Genomic DNA, 16,010 nt, shown 5'->3' with positions numbered 1-16,010 from the left:
GAATCATCGCGCTGAACCCGCTGGGCGACGCGTTGTCGCCGGGGTCGCGCTGGCGGGCCACGCCGACGATCACGGCCTCGGCGTCGGCGTGGGTGTCGAAGAAGCCGCCGTCCGGTGCGCGGAACCCCGCGAGCGCGGCGTCGAGCAGCCCGGTCGCGAGGTCGAGCCAACGGGCGTCACCGGTCGCCTGCACGAGCGCGAGGAAGCCCGACGCGACGCAGCCGTAGTCCTCCAGCACCCCCGCGTGCGGTCCCGCGACCCCGTGCCGAGACACCCGCCGCATCGACCCGTCAGAAACTTGGAGCCGGGTCGGCGCGTTCTCGGACGACGTTGGCGACGGGTCGAGGTGGATGCGGACGAGGAGCTCGGCGGCCTCGACGGCCGCGTCGACGTACTGCTGCTCGCCGAGGCGGAGCCCGGCGTCGCAGAGGCCGCTGATGGCCAGCCCGTTCCAGGCCGCCACCACCTTGTCGTCGAGCCCGGGTCGCGGTCGCTGGTCGCGAGCGGCGAGCAGGCGACGGCGTACGTCGGCGAGCCGGGCCCGGTCTGCTTCGTCCGCAGGGAAGTGGCGCAGCTGCAGGGTGGAGGTGCCGTGCTCGAACGTGCCGCCCTCGGTCACCGCGAACAGCTCGGCGGCCCACGCGCCGTCGGCCTCCCCGAGCACCTCGACCAGCTGGGCCGGCGTCCAGACGTAGTAGGCGCCCTCGATGCTCTTCCCCGTGGCCGGGTCGGGGCTGTCGGCGTCGAGCGCCGAGGCGAAGCCACCTTCCGGCGTGCGGAGCTCGCGGATCATGAAGTCGGCGGTCTCGCGGGCGATCCGGTCACCGGCCTCGGTGCCGAGCCGGGCGTAGAGGCCGACCAGCTGGGCGTTGTCGTAGAGCATCTTCTCGAAGTGCGGCACCACCCACCCGCGGTCGACCGCGTAGCGCGCGAACCCGCCGCCGACCTGGTCGTACATCCCGCCCCCGGCCATCGCCGCGGTGGTGCGGGCGAGCATGTGCCGCGCCTGCGCGGCGCCCGCCGGTTCAGGTGCGAGCTTGCGAGCCTGGAAACCAAGGGCATACCGGCGCAGGAGCTCCAGCACCATCGTGGGTGGGAACTTCGGGGCGTCGCCGAACCCGCCGGCCATCGGGTCGAACTCGTTCGCGAGCTTCTCGACCGCGGCGTCGATCTGCTCGGCCCCCACCGCCCCGGAGGGCAGGTCGCCGGTCAGGGCGAGGTGCTCGCGCAGCTGGCCGGCCACCCGCCGTACCTCGTCGCCCCGCTCGTTCCACGCCTCGGAGAGCGCGGCCAGCACCTGGCGGAACGACGGCGTGCCGTGCCGCGGCTGGTCCGGGAAGTAGGTGCCCGCGAAGAACGGCGCACCGTCGTGGTCGAGCACGACGGTCATCGGCCAGCCGCCGTGGCCGGTCATCGCGGTGGTGGCCTGCATGTAGACCGCGTCGACGTCGGGCCGCTCCTCGCGGTCGACCTTGACGTTGACGTAGTGCTCGTTCATGTACGCCGCCGTCGTCTCGTCCTCGAACGACTCGTGCGCCATCACGTGGCACCAGTGGCACGCGGCGTAGCCGACGGACAGGAGAACGGGCACGTTGCGGCGGCGGGCTTCGGCGAACGCGTCCGGGCTCCACTCCCACCAGTCGACGGGGTTGTCCTTGTGCTGCAGGAGGTACGGGCTCGTCGCAGCGCCAAGACGGTTCACCCGACCATGATCCCGCAGGCCCCAAGACGGGCCGGTCGCTACGGTCGTCGGATGGACCACAGCCGGCCCGGTGGCACCACCGCCCCGCCATCCGCAGCGATCCGGTTGTTCGACGACGCCGAGTTCCGCTGGCGTCGGAGCGGTCCGACCCCAGCTGCGATTCGCGCGTTCGGTGTCCGCGACGACGCGCTGCGGCCGCTCGCCGGTGGGGCCGGCTACACCTGGACCGACGGCCGGTTGGTGCTGAAGCCGGTGGGCTACGTCCCGGAGCACAACTGGGTGTGCGAGGTCTACGCGGCCTGGGACAGTGACGCCGTACGGGTTCCTGAGCCCCTCGCACCTCGAGGCGCTGAGTGGACGAACTGGTCGGTCGAGGGGTGGGGCGCCCATGTCTTCGTTCCCGGTCGCGACACCGAGATCGACCGCGAGCTGGCGCGGATCCGGGAGGCGAGCGACGCCTTCCACGACAGCATCAAGGACCTGCCACGGCCCGCGTTCCTGGACGTGCGCAACGATCCGTGGGCGTTCGGAGACCGGGTGGCTTGGGAGGCGGCCGAGCCCGAAGGAGATCACGGAACCCTCGACGTGATCCGCACCCTGCTCGACCACCTCGCCCCGGTGACCGCGCCCGGACAGGCGATCCACGGCGACATCCTCCCCAACGTGCTGGTCGCCGACGGGCTGCCCGCTGCCGTGATCGACTGGCCCGTCTACTTCCGGCCGGTCGCGATGGCGAACGCCGTGGCCGTCACCGATGCGGTGACATTTCGCGGCGCGCCCCTCGCGCAGCTGGACGACTGGGAGACGGGCGAGGACTGGAACCAGCTGCTGATCCGCGCCCTGCTGTACCGCCTCGGCGCGACGGGGCTCATCGCATCGAGGAACCGCCTGATGGGCAGCCTGGTCACCCACGTCGAGCGGGTGCGCCCGGTCGTGGACGAAGTCCTGTCGCGCTGCTGACGTGAACGGCGGACGAGGGCGCGACGGTTCATGGGGAGATCGTCTCGAGGCGCACCCCGCGCGATCAGCCGCGCTGACGAGCACAGGTGTCATCAGAGATTCATCGACCGGCTCTCCCTGCGTGCCCGGTACGTCACCCTTCTCCACGCATCTGAGTCCTACGCGAGAACGGGATCTCGCATGTACAGCGGCCCACTGGGCGAGTGACTCGGGGGCACGAAAGAAGGTGCGTCGATGTCGGGAAAGAAGCTGCGGTGCAAGGGGGCACTTGCTGCCCTGCTTGCCCCCCTGTTCCTCGTTGGACCCCTGTCTCAACCGGCAGCGGCGATACCGACGGCAACCTGGTCCGGGTGTTCGATCGAGATGCTGATTGCCGGGGGCTACATCACCGACGGGAGGTACGTCTCCGGGTACGGCCGCTTCAAGTGGTTGGACTCATGCGGGAGGGACAACTACGTCAGGATCTGCTTCGACTTCCGGCACCAGCGGAACGACGGATCCTGGACTGCGTGGCGCAACGCCTACATCGGCTCGTTCAGCTACCGGGACAACGGGTGCGCGAACGTCAACGGCTGGGGTTGGCCTGTCGGGGAGCAGCACACCAGCTACTCGACGCTCGGCAGCTTCTGGCCTTACGACAAGCACTGCAGCCAGTTCCAGGCCCTCTCCGTGCGGTCCGCTGCAATGATCTGGGAGGACGACGGCGACCACTCCGCGTGGATCAGGAGCCCGTACGAGCGGGTCTTCCGCTGCTGACGGCAACCGAGCCCGCCTGGACGGGCTCGGTCGAACGACGTGGCCGTCAGGCCATCTCAGGGACGTGCAGGTGCGCGTACGCCAAGTCGAACTCGTGAACCTCGACGATCTCGCCGCTTGCCTCACTAGCTGCCCGGCGACGCATGTCGTCCGCCGCCGCACGGCTGGCCTCCATCGCCTCGCGGGTCTCCCAGGCCGTGGTGGCGCAGCCAAGGCCGGCCGACCGGTTCACCAGGAGGCTGGCGCTGCAGAATCCAGGCGTCTGCTCCAGCTCGGGGAGGATCCCGACGCGGAACGTCTCCGTCATGGTGTCGAGGTCACCCTGCAGCCAGCTGACCCGGCAGCACTCGCCGTGACTTGCGCGGTGCATCACGACTATCTCCCACTCGTCGACCTGCATGGAGGCGCCGAGGATCTGCCGCCCGCGATCGCGGAGCGGCCGCAGTTCGTCATCGCTGGCGCGCAGAGCCTCGTCGCTCGCCCACGAGCTCGTGGCGATGCATTGCCCGCTCTCGCGGTCGACCAGCAGCGACAGGCCGCGACAACCCTCTGTCTTGGCGAGCGTGGGTCCGGCTTCGGTCTCGACGAACTTGATGCCTGCGTCGATGTTCTCGGGCCTTCCGTGGAACGTCGTTGAACGTGCGTACACGGCCCGCTCCTCTCTGGACGGGGCAGCGCCCGGTCCGGCACCGCCGGTGGCTCCTGCCTACTCCTCATTGCCCGTCAACGCCATAGTCCGATCGCGGCGGATCCGGCACCGTGCAGGCGATCGCGTCCGTGGCCTTCGGGCTCACTGTCCTCGTGTTCTGTGTCGACCTCGCCCGCGCCAAGGTGCTGCCGAGATGGGGCGCCGTCCTACTCCCGGTCGGCGGCACGGGAGGATGCCGCGTTTGACGGAATCGGCGAACAGCTGCGGGTACCGGTCAGCTGGTCTGGAAGCCGATCCCGGTGAGTTCTTCGGAGAGTGCCCACGCGCGGGCCGCGTCCTCGGGGCTCGTCAAGGGGTTCCACGGGTCCTGGAGTCCGGGAGGTCCGCCTGCCTTGCCGGGCCCTTGAGGTCCGTAGAACGCTCCGGATCGGGATGCCGTGGTGCTGGCGAGGAGGGCCGGTAGCGCGGCGCTCTCCGGGGTGCCGACCAGCAAGCCAAGTGCTGCCAGCCGGCGGATCATTCGAACACCCAGCGTGTCCGTCGATCTGCCGACCTCTGGTCGGGCTGCGAGCAGACTGGTGGGGGCGACGCCGGGGTGGGAGAGGTTGCTGGTGACTCCCCAGCCGGCGGCCTTGCTGCGGCGGTCGAGCTCGAGACCGAACAGCCCGAACGCGATCTTGGACTGTCGGTAGGCGCGCATGCCGTCGTACGCGCGCTCGAAGTTCGGGTCGTGCCAGTTGATGGCTCCTCGCTTGGCCGCGATGCTCACCTGCGAGGTAACACGTGCGGCGCCGGCCTTCAGCAGTGGGAGCAGGCGCGCGGTGAGTGCGAAGTGGCCGAGGTGGTTGGTGCCTAGCTGCAATTCGAACCCATCAACGGTGGTCTGTCGCTCGGGCGGTGTCATGACGCCGGCGTTGTTGACCAGCAGGTGGATCGGTGCGTTCTCGGCGAGCAAGGTGGAGGCGAAGGTCTCGACGGATGCGAGCGAGGACAGGTCCACATCGTGCAGCGCGAGCTTCGCCTCGGGGTGCCGGGCGAGGATGGTGGCGACGGCGGCGTTGCCCTTCGCCGCGTTGCGGACCGGCATCACCACCTCCGCCCCGGCGCCGGCGATGGTTCGCGCGATGATGAGGCCGATGCCGTCGCTCGCGCCGGTGATCACCGCACGCTTCCCTGCGAGGTCCGGCATCGTGATGTCGAGCGTCCTGCGTGCCATGTGTTTCTCCCGGTCCCGTCCACCAACGACGTCGTCGCTGCTTTGGATCGACCCTCCGGGACAAGACGGTCGTCATCCAGGGTCTGTCGATCCGTGGATGAGCGATGCCGTACCGGGCACGATGGGGCCATGACCGACAAGGCCGCGATGGCCGCGTTCCTCAGAGTGCGGCGGGAGGCGTTGCAACCGGAGGACGTGGGGCTTCCTCGGGGGCGACGCCGTCGTACGAAGGGGTTGCGCCGGGAGGAGGTCGCGGTGCTGTGCCACATGTCGGCGGACTACTACTCGCGCCTGGAGCAGGAGCGGGGCCCGCAGCCCTCCGAGCAGATGGTGGCCGCCATCGCGCAAGGACTGCACCTCTCCCTCGACGAGCGCGACCACCTGTTCCGTCTCGCTGGTCACCGGCCACCCGAGCGCGGGGCCGGCGGCGACCACGTGAGTCCCGGGATGCTGCGGATCTTCGACCGACTCTCCGACACTCCGGCAGAGATCGTGACCGAGCTGGGCGAGACGCTTCGGCAGACCCCGCTCGGCGTCGCCCTCGTCGGCGACTCGACCCACCATGTCGGGCCTGCGCGGAGCATCGGCTACCGGTGGTTCACTCAGCCCGAGGCCCGGGACCTCCACCCGCCCGAGGATCACGACCACTTGTCACGGATGTATGTCTCAGGATTGCGCGGCGTGATCGCCATCCGCGGACCCGAGTCGAAGGCCGCCGGCCTCGCAGCCGACCTGCTCGACCGAAGCGCTGAGTTCCGAGCCCTGTGGAAGGAGCACGAGGTCGGCATCACCCCTCAAGAGATCAAGCGATACCGCCACCCGACTGTCGGGCTTCTGGAGCTGAACTGCCAAATCCTGCAGGACCCGCGGCAGTCGCACTCGCTCCTGGTCTACACCGCAGTCCCCGGGAGTGAGAGCTACGAGAAGCTGCAGCTGCTCGACGTCGTAGGGGCAGCCTCACCCTGAGATGGTTCGCGAAGGATCTCCCAACGGCGTGAGACCGCTCGCCGCGACCTGCGGGCGCGCCATACCCAGTTGTATGCGGTGCCCGCTTCGCGGCGAAAGGACGCGGATTTGGGACCTCTGTGATCGGGCGTCCACTCAGCCGGCGATTGGCCGGAAGTAGCAGCCCACCAGGCATAGGAAGTCGTAACGTCCTCGAATGACCCGCTACGAGTACGACGAAGAGGCCAGCGAACGGCGTCACATGGATGTCGTCCATGAGTTGGATGACGGGCCCACGCCGGTGGCTCGTTGGGTCAGCGCGATGCGGCTCCTCAACTCGATCGATGATCCGCTCGCACGCAAGATCCTGGCAATTCACCGCGACTGTGGCTCCGGTGGCGGTGAGTGCGACTCGATGGACGACGAGAGCGTACCGATGAATGACCGACGCGAATGGGGCTGCGAAACGACGGCGGTGATCGCCGGTCATTTCGGCGTCGAGTACCCGGGCGACAAGTAGCGGCGGAAGGAGCGGGTCAGGCTGGCGGGAGCCTCTCGGCGAGGTGGCGGTGGATCTCGACGATCTCGGCGGCCTTCAAGGGCCCGTCGGCCTGAAGCAGCGGGTAGAGCTTTTTCGGCCACATGACGTCGACGTCACGGATGGTGAAGGAACCTCCGATGAGCGGCCAATCCGCATCAACGAAGCACAGGACGCCGCGCACCGGCACCCCTCCCCAGGGCCGACCACTTCCCTCGGGGCGGTCACCTGGAAGCAGGACGCTCTCAACGACGTTGACTTGTCTAAGCATGCCGTCGACCAGGCTGTTGCAGTCGCGGGAGCCGACCCGCAACTTCTCAACGCGCTGCCTGAACACGCCGCCCTGCGCCTTCAATGCGGGACGGCCCTTGTACTTCTTTGCGTCGATCACCCAGATGCCGGTCGGAGTGACGGCGAGATGATCAATGTTCGCCCGGGTCCCCGGGATGCGTCGATCGTGGAGCACTCGGAGGGAGTCGTTGCTGAGTTCATTGAGGCGGTTGCCGAGCCGCTCCTCGCCGAGCGCCCCCGTGTTCCATGCCGTCGTGCTCTGCGGGTCCTCACTCAGAGCAAGAATCAATCCGCCGAGTTTCGGGTTCCTGGCTCGCACTCGCTGTTCTCGAGCATGACGCCGACGATCGAACTCGCGCCTCGCTGAAGCCCCGGGGACGCCAACGCCCTCCGATGACGGTTCCGTCGTCGGGTCATCGATCGCGGGCGGTGCCGCCGACGTTGCATCGGCGTGGACAAGGCATCGAACTGTCTTGGTCGCGCGCTCGTACACGGCCTCAGCGCGCGCTGGGATCGCGACATCGCAGATACGGCAGGTCCCGGCGTAGCGCAATTTCATGCGCTTCTCGTCCGGCTGCTGTTCCACTCCACGACGCTAGCCCGAGCCGAATCGATGCGTCTCAGATATGAGCAAGTTGGGGTGTGCGGCGCTTCTGTGCGTCACTTTGGATCGGCGTGTAAGCGGCGAAGTGACGCATACGTTGCGAATGGCGGTGAACACCACGAACTGTCACGGTCCGTGCGGCAGATCCGGCTCTGAGCGATAGGCTCGCCGCGCCGGGTCGACGCCGTCTGTGGCGGCGGCCACCAGGGCTAGGCGCCCGCACCAAGGAGCATCCCCATGGACAACCCCCCCTACCCGATCGGCTCCGTAATGAACGGGCACGTCATGACCACGCAGGGTTGGGTCATGCTCGGAACCAGACTCCAGGGCTCCGTCATGACTCCGACTGGCTGGGTCAAGGACGCCACTACAGACGCTGGCCGCCTCGGAGCAGGAATCGCCATCGGTGCGGCAGGCCTCCTGGTCGGCATCATCGGCCTGATCATGGCCAACGCGTCAGTCAGTCTGATGACGGGGACCGGGACCAACTGGACCGGCGCAGCTATCACGATCATTGCCGTCATCTCGGCGACCCTCGCCAACTTCCTCATTAAGGCACCGCTCTGGACCACAATCGTGACCGGCGCGGTAGGACTACTCCTGGTCGTTCTTAGCGTGGTGAGTGTCATCTATCTGGAGGTCCAACTGGAGGATCGGCGCCAGGAACTCGAGGACGTGTTCGGAGCCCCGACTCAGGGCCTTGCTCCATCGCCTATTGCACAGGCGTGACTCGACCCTTGAACGACTGCATCTGAATCTGGCGGACACCGTCATACGAAACGACCGTGCCCTTCGCGCAAACGGCACTGGCCGGCATGTTTAGAGGGGGGCCTGAGCGGATGACTTCCCCCGCAGCCTCCCACCCGACGATGGTGAGCCTCGCGGGATCGGGATAGTCCCTGCCGAGGTTGATGAATTGGATGTCGCCGTCGTAGCGAGTGGACGCGATCGGCCCGCAGACGTACCCGTTGTAACCGACGCTGGCGTCCTTCCAATTGATCCCGAGACGCTGCGGACGCAACTGCTCTTGTTGCATCTGCTCCAGCCGACGAGCGCTCCGTCGTAGCCGTTGTTGCTTCTGGACTTTGTCCATGCCGACGCGTAGCCGATCGAGGTCATCGGCGTCGTAGAGGTAGGACTCAGAGTCGTCGGCCTCGGGAGTCTTGGTGTCGACCGAATCGCACCCCGTCAAGGACCGGCGGCCCCCGGAGCAAAGCAGTCGCGGCAACTGCCAACCGGAGCGAGGTCCGTTTCACGGATCCAAGGTAATCCTGGGAAGTCGCCGCTGTTGGACTTTGACGGCTCTGGTGAAGCCGGACGTGCGATACTCCGGCACCAGAAGGGGGGCCGATGGACACCCGTACGAAGATCCTCGCGGCGTCAGCCGTTGCCGTGGTCACTGTTTTTGTCGCCGCAGGCGTCGTGGCCTGGGACCAGACCCGACTTTCGGAGGACGAAGCGAACACTATCGCTTGCCACCGCTTTGCCCGAGACGACGATGCCAACTCGAGCCCTGACTGGTTCAAGGACTACAGCAGCAGCGAGATCAAGGACGAGACAAGCGGTTCGATCCGGGACCTGATCGCCCTGGGTGACTCCAACGAATCCGACTTCGCAAGCGGTCTAGCCGCGGTCTCGGCTTGGGAGGACGTTCAGGATAGGTGTAACGAGGACTATGGCATCGATATCGGCAACATCTATGCCGTCGGCGATGAGGGGAGGAGCAGCGCGCCGAGCGCTGACGACATCTCCGAACAGCTCACCGAGTCTGCCGGGATCCCCGAGGACCAGGCCGACTGTGCCGCTGAGAAGGTCCTCGACTCCTCCCTGAATGATGACCAGCTCAACGCGATCTCCGACGACGACGAGTCGGACCTCGACGCCGATGAGATCGCCGAGGTCGGCGAGGTGCTCGGCGATGCTCTCATCGACTGCGCAGTATGACGACCGGGCACCGCGAGCGAATTGCAGTTCATGGAGATACGAAAGTGACGGCGGTCGCCGCCGCAACATGAGAAGAGACCACCGCAGCTTCCCGGGGGCCTCTTCGGCATTGGTGGGTTTCTGCCCGAGGGGATCCGCCGCGTGCTGCACACCCGTCATGCAGACGGATCGTTGAGCCTGAGTGTCTGGAGCCGCTCGTCGTCGGTCAGGTTGGTGACGGATAGAACCTTCCGAAGCACCGCGGACTTCCGGGCGATGTAAGTGTCCTGCACAGCGCCACCGAGGCAGGCTCCTCCGTTCGGTCAGAATTGGACTAGTCCTGCTGTCGCGACGGGTCTGACGCCGCGACCTGATCGCGGCGCTATGACGCAACCCAATGGCTGTCGTCGTCGCCGCCGCACCTCAGCACAAGAAGCCGGAGCGAGACCGAGCGACCTTTTGCGTCGATTGCACCCTGAAGCGCTCAGGACCGCGGTCGTCTGAACCGGATGATCATGACTAGTACACCTTGTTCACCCCGTACACCGCCTGCTCGTAGGTAAAGCCTTCGTATTGCAGCTGTTGGATCAGACCGTCGCGAGAGAAGCTCGAGTAGTCCAGGTAGGACTCGGCAGATTTCGCGGCCTGCTTGTTCCAGTCGACTTTGAGGTAGTCGACCGCGAAGGTCGCGTCTGCAGTCTTGTATCCCTCGTACTCCAGTTGCCCGATCAAGCCTGTGCGCGAGAACGCGCTGTAATCGAGGTACGACTGAGCAGCGTCGATCGCGTTGTACATGGCGGAAGTGATTCTCGATCGACTGGGGTCGGCCGGGAAGTCGTCTTTGGAGTCCGCGACCCCATCGCCGTCAGTGTCTTTGCTGTACCGGTCGTCCTTGGGGAAATCGTCGACCTGATCGGCGACGTTGTCGCCGTCGGTGTCCTTGCTGTAAGCGGCGTTCTTCGGGAAATCGTCCTTGTAGTCGGGCACCCCGTCCTTGTCGGTGTCGACGTCGTCTCGGGTCTGCACCTTGCGGTCGTCGGGGTCGTAGTCCTGGTAGTCCGGGACGCGATCCTTGTCGGTGTCGACGTCGTCCTCGGTCTGGACCTGGGGGTCGTTCGGGTCGAGGTCCTCCGCATCGACCACGCCGTCCGCGTCCGTGTCGGCCGGCTCCAGGTCCTCGGACACCTCGCTCTGGGCTTCCGGTAGATCGACAGCCGATTTCTCTGTGCTGCTGACCTCGGGATCGCCGGAGGCCAGCACGCCGACGACGCTCCCGATTCCACACACGACGATCACGCCACCGACGATGCCGAGAACGATCCACAGCACCTTGCTCTGCTTCTTGGGAGGCACCGGGTACGGGGATTGCGGATAGAACTGCGGCCCTGAGGGGGGTGGTGGCGGTGGCGGCGGTTGATGCGACATTGCGACTCTCCGAGTTGTCTTTGCAGGGCCGAACCGTTGGCAAGTTTCTTCGGAGCGCCCTTTGGTCGGGACCGTACGTCCAGGGGTCGCTGGTTGGTTGCGTTATTGAGAAAGAGCAACTCGTTCTACCGCGCGCCGCCGAAGGCCGACGAGTCGGCACTACCACGCGCGCGGCACAAAGACGGAGGCCGAGGCCGTAGGTGAGGTTTGCCGATCTAGCCGTGCGCCCGGCCGGCGGCCGTTACGCTGCCTCATCAAGACGTGACATGGGAGCAGCGCAATGGGATTGATTCGCAAGACAGCGATGGTCGGAAGCCTGGGTTTGGTCAGCGGCAACAGCAAGAAGCAGCGATTGGCCAAGGCGCAACTCGGCGAATTGAAGAAGTTGAATGCTGCGAACGGCATCGCCCCGTCGGGCATGATGCGCGGCACACACTACGGCGACAACCGAGCCCGGAGAATCGCGAAGCAAGCTCGCCTCCAGCAGCCAGTCCGGCTGCCGGTCCAGCAGCCGGTCCAGCAGCCGATGATGCCGGTGGTTCAACAGCCGATGGCGTTGCAGGCTCCCACTCCTGCCGCTCCGATGGCCCCGCTCCCATCCGGGCTCATGATGAGCCCCGATGGGCAGCACGTGCTGATCGAGAACGAGTGGCGCCCGTTCGCCCGCAATCACGTTGGCGCGTTCTGGTTCAACGGCGAGGGCTGGGTGACCCTCTGACGCCGATGCCGGTCAGCTAGCACAGTTCGCTCGGCTAATCGGTGACCCACCAGGCCCGCAACAAGCCCGCCGCTCGGCTGCTGCATTGGCTTCACGCGGGCAGTGTGGCTCGGCTGGACACCCTTCACCTGATCGCAACTGCCAACGTTCCGCATGGTGCGCGTACGTGCTATCGCCCTTCGCGGAAATGACTCATGGTCCCCTCGGGTCACGGAAGGTCCCGAGCCGGCGGGGCTCCTTCTGCCAGTTGTACCTTGACAGCCGCGCTGCTCCGACTGCAAGACATCCACACGGCAACGTCGAGGAGTCGCAGCGTGCTGATCGCCTTGCTGACGTTCCTCGGGCGAAGTTGGACAATCTGTCGCCGAAGACGGGTGTCCTGCAAAGCCTCTGCTAGCGGCCGCCAGGTTTCATCGTGGAGAAGCAACGCATCGCGAATGACCGAATCCTCGATTGGCACCAACGCTGGACGCTTCCGAGCCAGGAGCTTGCTGGTGCGCGTTGGTCCAACCCCGACGATGCCACCGACAAGGTTCCACAGGTGATTGGCCCTTCGGAAGACTCCATCATCCATCTTCCAGAGCGGGATGTTGTCGGGCACGGCCTTCAAGGCCCGGGTGATTTCCGGTGAGCCCAAGAGTGCTCGAACTGGGATCGGTCCGAACCGAACATCGAGCAAGGACGCCGCGGAGATGTCGTCAGTGGTGAACCGACCTGGAGGGTTGCTCGTCAAGAGCCCGCCTCTTTCAAGTCCGTCGAACAAGGCTCCGGCGAAGCCCGATGACGGCTTGAAATACGCCGCGACTAAGCCGCGTGCATGGGGGGCACCCACGAAGTGAGCGATTCGTTCTCGAACCTCAGCTGGGTCAGTGCTGGCCATTGATGGAGTATGGACCGTCGTCTGTCTCCTGTGCCCTTCATTGGCCGCCTGCTCCCAGATGCGGTGTAAAGACGCAGGTCCACTAGCGAAGCGATCGGATAACGCATCAGATCACATAGGGCAGATCGCCAGACGGCTACGCGGAAAGCCTCTCGGTGGCCGCTAAGGTCGGCGCTGAGGGCCCCAGTTCTCATTTGTCGTGGGTGGATTGCTCAGCCGGGGGCGGTTCGCAGTAGATGCGACAATCTGGACCAAGGTGAGACACCGGTCTAGTCTTGTCAGACTCAAGAGACATGGGGGTCTCTGGTGGTTCGCAGCAGGTTCACCGGTCTTGTTCTTGTCCTCGTCGTTGGCCTCAACGGCTGCGGTGGTGATTCTTCAGACGACAGCTCATCGAAGAGCGACGCATCGGACGGTGAGTCGGTTGGTTCGATTGAGCCGTCCGAATCCAATCCCGAGGTCAAGGCAGCGGAGTCGGTCGCGTCGATACTCGAGACCAACAGCACTGGAAGTTTCGGTTTCACGGCGGGGCAGGCCAGCTGTGTCGCCGAAGGCTTCGTCGAGCAGTTCGGCGTCGAAGGACTCCAGGACTTGGGAATGCTCACCGAAGACCTCGAGCCCGGCAGTCCCACCGGGGGTCTGCATTTTTCTCCGGTGGACGCTTCTGCGGCAGCGGACGCCACCTTGGCTTGCGTCAACGGCGTGGATTTCGTCAGGAATCTCATGAACAGCGGGGACGCCGCCGGTGGCTTCGACGAGGCGACCGTCGACTGCGTTGCGGACGCTCTCGGAGAAGGCGGAGTTCACGATCTTCTCGTGGCGGCATTCCGAGGCGACCAACAGGCGTTACAGGACGCGTTGGCGCCGGCTGCCTTCAGTTGCGCGATGTGATGTGCTTACGGTCTCCGCTCTCCCGCGGTTCGGACCGGACCGCTTCACATCAGTCGCTGCAGAACCCGTTCCAGGACTTGCTTCCAAGAATTGCTCTCGTGGAGTCGGGAACGTTTGGAGTCCAGTACTCCACCACAACCTGGCACACGGCGTGACCGGGGTCGGGGGTGCGGCACTGCTTGTAGAGGCGGGTGTAACCGCCGGCGGCACCGTCGCCCCAGGTTCCCGTGGTCCCAAAGATCTGGTGCACCCGTCGCTTGACCATCCCCCTGTAGACCGAACGGAACTCCGATCGCGTCACGCACCGCGGCCCCGCCCGCAGGGCGAGGAAGGTACGGTCTCGAGCCGCATTATCGTGCTCGTCGACCGCGTCGACCATCACCTTGTATTGGCCCGGAGCTGCAGCACGAGTGGTTCCACCGAGGGTGCCGTCCCACCGGTAGGAGTGCGTACCCGCCTCCAGATCATGAAAGGTCCGTTCAACGACTCTCGGGCCGCCGATTCGTTTGATGGTGAGCGAGACATGGTTTGCGGCGTGGGTGAAGCGGAAGCGGATTCGAGTGGTGTCGCGGTAGCCGTCCCGCTCGATCGGGTAGAAGGTCGATGGGCTCGCGGTGACACTGACACTAATGGGGTCGACCTCAACGGCAAAGGACTGTGAGTCGAGGATCCCGTCGTCGGTCTCCCACGTGACCTGGCATGAGGCGCCGGAGTCGTGGATGGGGGGAATGGTCAGCTCGTCCCAGCCGTCACTGCCAAGTCCAGTGCCTGCGATGTGCCAGTCGTAGCCGCCGTCGCAGGTCACCGACAGTTGGGAATATCCGGGCTGGCCGTCAATTACGATCGGCCCGGTATAGCCGAACGGCACCAGGCTCCCATCGGCGGGCGAAAGGATCGCAGGACCGGGGCTGGCGACCGCTGGGGAGCCGAGGGACGATGCGAGTGCGAGACCACAAGCGATCCCTAGGAGCGACAGGTTTCGCATGACGGGAACTCCGGGAACGAAGGCTCGAGGGTGACCTCATCAGGATCGCCGAAGATGTCGAACAGCGCAGTCGAACCGCCGGAGCCGTGGGTGAACCGTCCCGGCGAGTCCGGAGGCTGGATTTGGTGGCTCAGCCGGTCGGCCTGAGCTCGTTTCGTGCAGCGTAGTGAAAGTACCTCGGCGGCCAGGGGGTGAGGTCGGCGAGGGCTTCGTGGGGTCGTTCGGTGTTGAAGAAGTCGACCCAGTTCAAGGTCTCCAGTTCGACGTGCTCGACCCCGCGCCAGGGACCTTCAGGACGGATCAGCTCGGCCTTGTAGAGCCCGATCTGCGACTCCGCCAGCGCGCTATCGTAGGCATCGCCCACCGGCCCGACGGACGGATCGACGCCCTCGTCGATCAGCCGCTGGGTGAAGGCAAAACTGACGTACTGGCTGCCCGCATCCGTGTGATGAATGAGCCCGGTCAGGTCGTCGACGCCGCCCTGGCGACGAGTCCAGATCGCGTGCTCGAGGGTGTCCAGGACCAGGTCGGTGGTCATCCGCGTTGCTGCTCGCCAGCCGACGATCCGGCGGGAGAAGACGTCGAAGATGAATGCGACGTACACCGTGCCGGACCAGGTCGCCACATAGGTGAAGTCGGCGACCCACAGCTGGTTGGGGCGGGTGGCGAAGAACTGTCGATCGACCAGGTCGGCCGGCCGGTCCGCGGACTCGTCGGGGATCGTGGTGCGGACCTTCTTGAGCCGCAGTGCACCGACCCAGCCTTGTTCGGTGTAGAGCCGCTCGATCGTGCACCGAGCCACGTCGTGTCCCTTCGAGCGTAGGTGCAGCCACATCTTGCGCGCACCGAACCGCGCGAGCAGCTTCTGCCGCGCTCGTTCGGCCACGATCAACTCGACGATCTCCGCGTCACGCAGCGCACGCTTCGACGGCTGGCGGGCCACGTTCTCGTAGTAGGTGGATGGGGCGATCTTGATCCCGTGCTTGGACAGCACGCGACAGATCGGCTCGACCCCGAACTCGTCCTTGTGCAGGCAGACGTAGTCGATCAGAACTTGGAGGGGCGGTCGAGCTCCGCCGCGAAAAAAGCCGCCGAGGACTTGAGGATCGCGTTCGCGCGACGCAGCTCGGCGACCTCGGCCTTCAACGCCTTGATCTCGGCGAGCTCCTCGGTGGTCTTGCCCGGCCGGGCACCGCCATCAATCTCGGCCTGCCGTAGCCACTTGCGCAACTGCTCAGCAGGGGTGATTCCGAGCTTGCTCGCCACGGACTTGATCGCCGCAGACTCCGACGGGTGATCGCCTCGAACCTCGATCACGAGCCGGACAGCTCGCTCACGCAGCTCGGTCGGGTACTTGCTGGGTCGTGCCATGAGAGTGATCCTTCCAACGAATCAGCTCTCCGGACATGCCGGGACGGTTCAGGGGGTGCCGCGTCGGATCAATCGGCGCACCACGGCCCCTGTCGACATCAACGCTGCCCCGATCCGTCCCTGTAGGCGCGCCTTGCACGACACTGCAAAAACAAG

The 16,010-nt window shown here is 65.9% G+C and carries 17 protein-coding genes and 1 other annotated feature; of the genes, 8 read left to right on the top strand and 9 right to left on the bottom strand.

The features are described from left to right. A partial coding sequence (locus H0488_RS07880; RefSeq protein WP_312856248.1) for a thioredoxin domain-containing protein occupies nt 1-1,702 on the bottom strand: 1,702 nt, incomplete at its 3' end. Nucleotides 1,703-1,753: 51 nt separating this feature from the next. Here H0488_RS07880 and H0488_RS23975 point away from each other — a divergent pair. Beyond that, nucleotides 1,754-2,662, top strand: a complete 909-nt coding sequence (locus tag H0488_RS23975; RefSeq protein WP_246371609.1) for an aminoglycoside phosphotransferase/kinase family protein — start codon at nt 1,754-1,756, stop codon at nt 2,660-2,662. Nucleotides 2,663-3,025: 363 nt separating this feature from the next. After that, nucleotides 3,026-3,418, top strand: a complete 393-nt coding sequence (locus H0488_RS07870) for a hypothetical protein (RefSeq protein WP_183098735.1) — start codon at nt 3,026-3,028, stop codon at nt 3,416-3,418. Between the two features lie 46 nt (nt 3,419-3,464). On the opposite strand, the gene H0488_RS07865 is transcribed toward H0488_RS07870, so the two are convergent. Together H0488_RS07865 and H0488_RS07860 are read right to left on the bottom strand one after the other, a co-directional pair. Next, nucleotides 3,465-4,067: a hypothetical protein gene (locus H0488_RS07865; protein ID WP_183098734.1), complete on the bottom strand. Its 603-nt coding sequence runs from the start codon at nt 4,065-4,067 to the stop codon at nt 3,465-3,467. Nucleotides 4,068-4,341: 274 nt separating this feature from the next. After that, a complete protein-coding gene (locus tag H0488_RS07860) occupies nt 4,342-5,283 on the bottom strand; it encodes an SDR family oxidoreductase (protein ID WP_183098733.1) in 942 nt (313 codons plus the stop codon). A 129-nt stretch (nt 5,284-5,412) separates the two neighbouring features. On the opposite strand from H0488_RS07860, the gene H0488_RS07855 reads away from it, so the two are divergent. Together H0488_RS07855 and H0488_RS07850 are read left to right on the top strand one after the other, a co-directional pair. Beyond that, entirely contained in the window at nt 5,413-6,249 is an 837-nt protein-coding gene (locus H0488_RS07855) for a helix-turn-helix transcriptional regulator (protein WP_183098732.1), read from the top strand. Between the two features lie 196 nt (nt 6,250-6,445). Next, nucleotides 6,446-6,748 carry a hypothetical protein gene (locus tag H0488_RS07850; RefSeq protein ID WP_183098731.1) on the top strand — a complete coding sequence of 101 codons (303 nt, stop codon included), beginning with the start codon at nt 6,446-6,448 and terminating at the stop codon, nt 6,746-6,748. 16 nt (nt 6,749-6,764) lie between these two features. On the opposite strand, the gene H0488_RS07845 is transcribed toward H0488_RS07850, so the two are convergent. Then, nucleotides 6,765-7,643 carry a nuclease-related domain-containing protein gene (locus H0488_RS07845; protein ID WP_220794320.1) on the bottom strand — a complete coding sequence of 293 codons (879 nt, stop codon included), beginning with the start codon at nt 7,641-7,643 and terminating at the stop codon, nt 6,765-6,767. A gap of 255 nt (nt 7,644-7,898) precedes the next feature. On the opposite strand from H0488_RS07845, the gene H0488_RS07840 reads away from it, so the two are divergent. Beyond that, nucleotides 7,899-8,390, top strand: coding sequence for a hypothetical protein (locus H0488_RS07840; RefSeq protein WP_183098730.1), 492 nt, complete (start codon nt 7,899-7,901; stop codon nt 8,388-8,390). Here H0488_RS07840 and H0488_RS07835 read toward each other — a convergent pair. Next, the gene (locus tag H0488_RS07835; protein WP_183098729.1) at nt 8,374-8,754 is read right to left on the bottom strand and encodes a hypothetical protein; all 381 of its coding nucleotides are present in this window, start codon (nt 8,752-8,754) and stop codon (nt 8,374-8,376) included. The two genes, H0488_RS07840 and H0488_RS07835, sit on opposite strands and share 17 nt — an antisense overlap. 257 nt (nt 8,755-9,011) lie before the next feature. Here H0488_RS07835 and H0488_RS07830 point away from each other — a divergent pair, with 257 nt between their 5' ends. After that, nucleotides 9,012-9,605 (top strand): hypothetical protein, encoded by a 594-nt coding sequence (locus H0488_RS07830; protein ID WP_183098728.1) that lies wholly within the window; start codon nt 9,012-9,014, stop codon nt 9,603-9,605. 498 nt (nt 9,606-10,103) lie between these two features. On the opposite strand, the gene H0488_RS07825 is transcribed toward H0488_RS07830, so the two are convergent. Next, complete coding sequence (locus H0488_RS07825) at nt 10,104-10,913, bottom strand: Ltp family lipoprotein (RefSeq protein ID WP_220794319.1); 810 nt, start codon at nt 10,911-10,913, stop codon at nt 10,104-10,106. A 376-nt stretch (nt 10,914-11,289) separates the two neighbouring features. On the opposite strand from H0488_RS07825, the gene H0488_RS23625 reads away from it, so the two are divergent. Continuing rightward, the gene (locus H0488_RS23625) at nt 11,290-11,727 is read left to right on the top strand and encodes a hypothetical protein (RefSeq protein ID WP_220794318.1); all 438 of its coding nucleotides are present in this window, start codon (nt 11,290-11,292) and stop codon (nt 11,725-11,727) included. A 208-nt stretch (nt 11,728-11,935) separates the two neighbouring features. Here H0488_RS23625 and H0488_RS25240 read toward each other — a convergent pair whose 3' ends face one another. Next, nucleotides 11,936-12,607, bottom strand: coding sequence for a DUF6308 family protein (locus H0488_RS25240; protein ID WP_220794317.1), 672 nt, complete (start codon nt 12,605-12,607; stop codon nt 11,936-11,938). Between the two features lie 306 nt (nt 12,608-12,913). Between H0488_RS25240 and H0488_RS07810 the strand changes: the two genes are divergently transcribed. Then, nucleotides 12,914-13,498, top strand: coding sequence for a hypothetical protein (locus H0488_RS07810; RefSeq protein ID WP_183098725.1), 585 nt, complete (start codon nt 12,914-12,916; stop codon nt 13,496-13,498). Nucleotides 13,499-13,547: 49 nt separating this feature from the next. Here the strand turns inward: H0488_RS07810 and H0488_RS07805 are convergent, their stop codons facing one another. Together H0488_RS07805 and H0488_RS07800 are read right to left on the bottom strand one after the other, a co-directional pair. Beyond that, nucleotides 13,548-14,366 carry a FlgD immunoglobulin-like domain containing protein gene (locus tag H0488_RS07805; protein WP_183098724.1) on the bottom strand — a complete coding sequence of 273 codons (819 nt, stop codon included), beginning with the start codon at nt 14,364-14,366 and terminating at the stop codon, nt 13,548-13,550. A 247-nt stretch (nt 14,367-14,613) separates the two neighbouring features. Further along, nucleotides 14,614-15,854 (bottom strand): IS3 family transposase gene (locus H0488_RS07800; RefSeq protein ID WP_183098723.1). Its coding sequence is split into 2 segments (ribosomal slippage): nt 14,614-15,572 and nt 15,572-15,854, totalling 1,242 coding nucleotides; the frame shifts between segments, so codons are not numbered across the junction. After that, nucleotides 15,445-15,573, bottom strand: a sequence feature (AL1L pseudoknot). It overlaps the preceding gene by 129 nt. Nucleotides 15,855-16,010: the final 156 nt, after the last annotated feature.

The sequence above is a fragment of the Nocardioides pelophilus genome (assembly GCF_014180685.1).
GTDB lineage: Bacteria > Actinomycetota > Actinomycetes > Propionibacteriales > Nocardioidaceae > Nocardioides > Nocardioides pelophilus.
Note: the sequence above shows the minus strand (reverse complement) of the source record. Positions and strands in the feature narration are given on the sequence as shown.

Excerpts from the sequence above, each read along its gene's own strand:
- H0488_RS23975 (WP_246371609.1), top strand. The coding sequence starts at position 1,754 with ATGGACCACAGCCGGCCCGGTGGCACCACCGCCCCGCCATCCGCAGCG.
- H0488_RS07870 (WP_183098735.1), top strand. The coding sequence starts at position 3,026 with ATGCTGATTGCCGGGGGCTACATCACCGACGGGAGGTACGTCTCCGGG.
- H0488_RS07860 (WP_183098733.1), bottom strand. The coding sequence starts at position 5,283 with ATGGCACGCAGGACGCTCGACATCACGATGCCGGACCTCGCAGGGAAG.
- H0488_RS07855 (WP_183098732.1), top strand. The coding sequence starts at position 5,413 with ATGACCGACAAGGCCGCGATGGCCGCGTTCCTCAGAGTGCGGCGGGAG.
- H0488_RS07850 (WP_183098731.1), top strand. The coding sequence starts at position 6,446 with ATGACCCGCTACGAGTACGACGAAGAGGCCAGCGAACGGCGTCACATG.
- H0488_RS07840 (WP_183098730.1), top strand. The coding sequence starts at position 7,899 with ATGGACAACCCCCCCTACCCGATCGGCTCCGTAATGAACGGGCACGTC.
- H0488_RS07835 (WP_183098729.1), bottom strand. The coding sequence starts at position 8,754 with ATGGACAAAGTCCAGAAGCAACAACGGCTACGACGGAGCGCTCGTCGG.
- H0488_RS07830 (WP_183098728.1), top strand. The coding sequence starts at position 9,012 with ATGGACACCCGTACGAAGATCCTCGCGGCGTCAGCCGTTGCCGTGGTC.
- H0488_RS23625 (WP_220794318.1), top strand. The coding sequence starts at position 11,290 with ATGGGATTGATTCGCAAGACAGCGATGGTCGGAAGCCTGGGTTTGGTC.
- H0488_RS25240 (WP_220794317.1), bottom strand. The coding sequence starts at position 12,607 with ATGGCCAGCACTGACCCAGCTGAGGTTCGAGAACGAATCGCTCACTTC.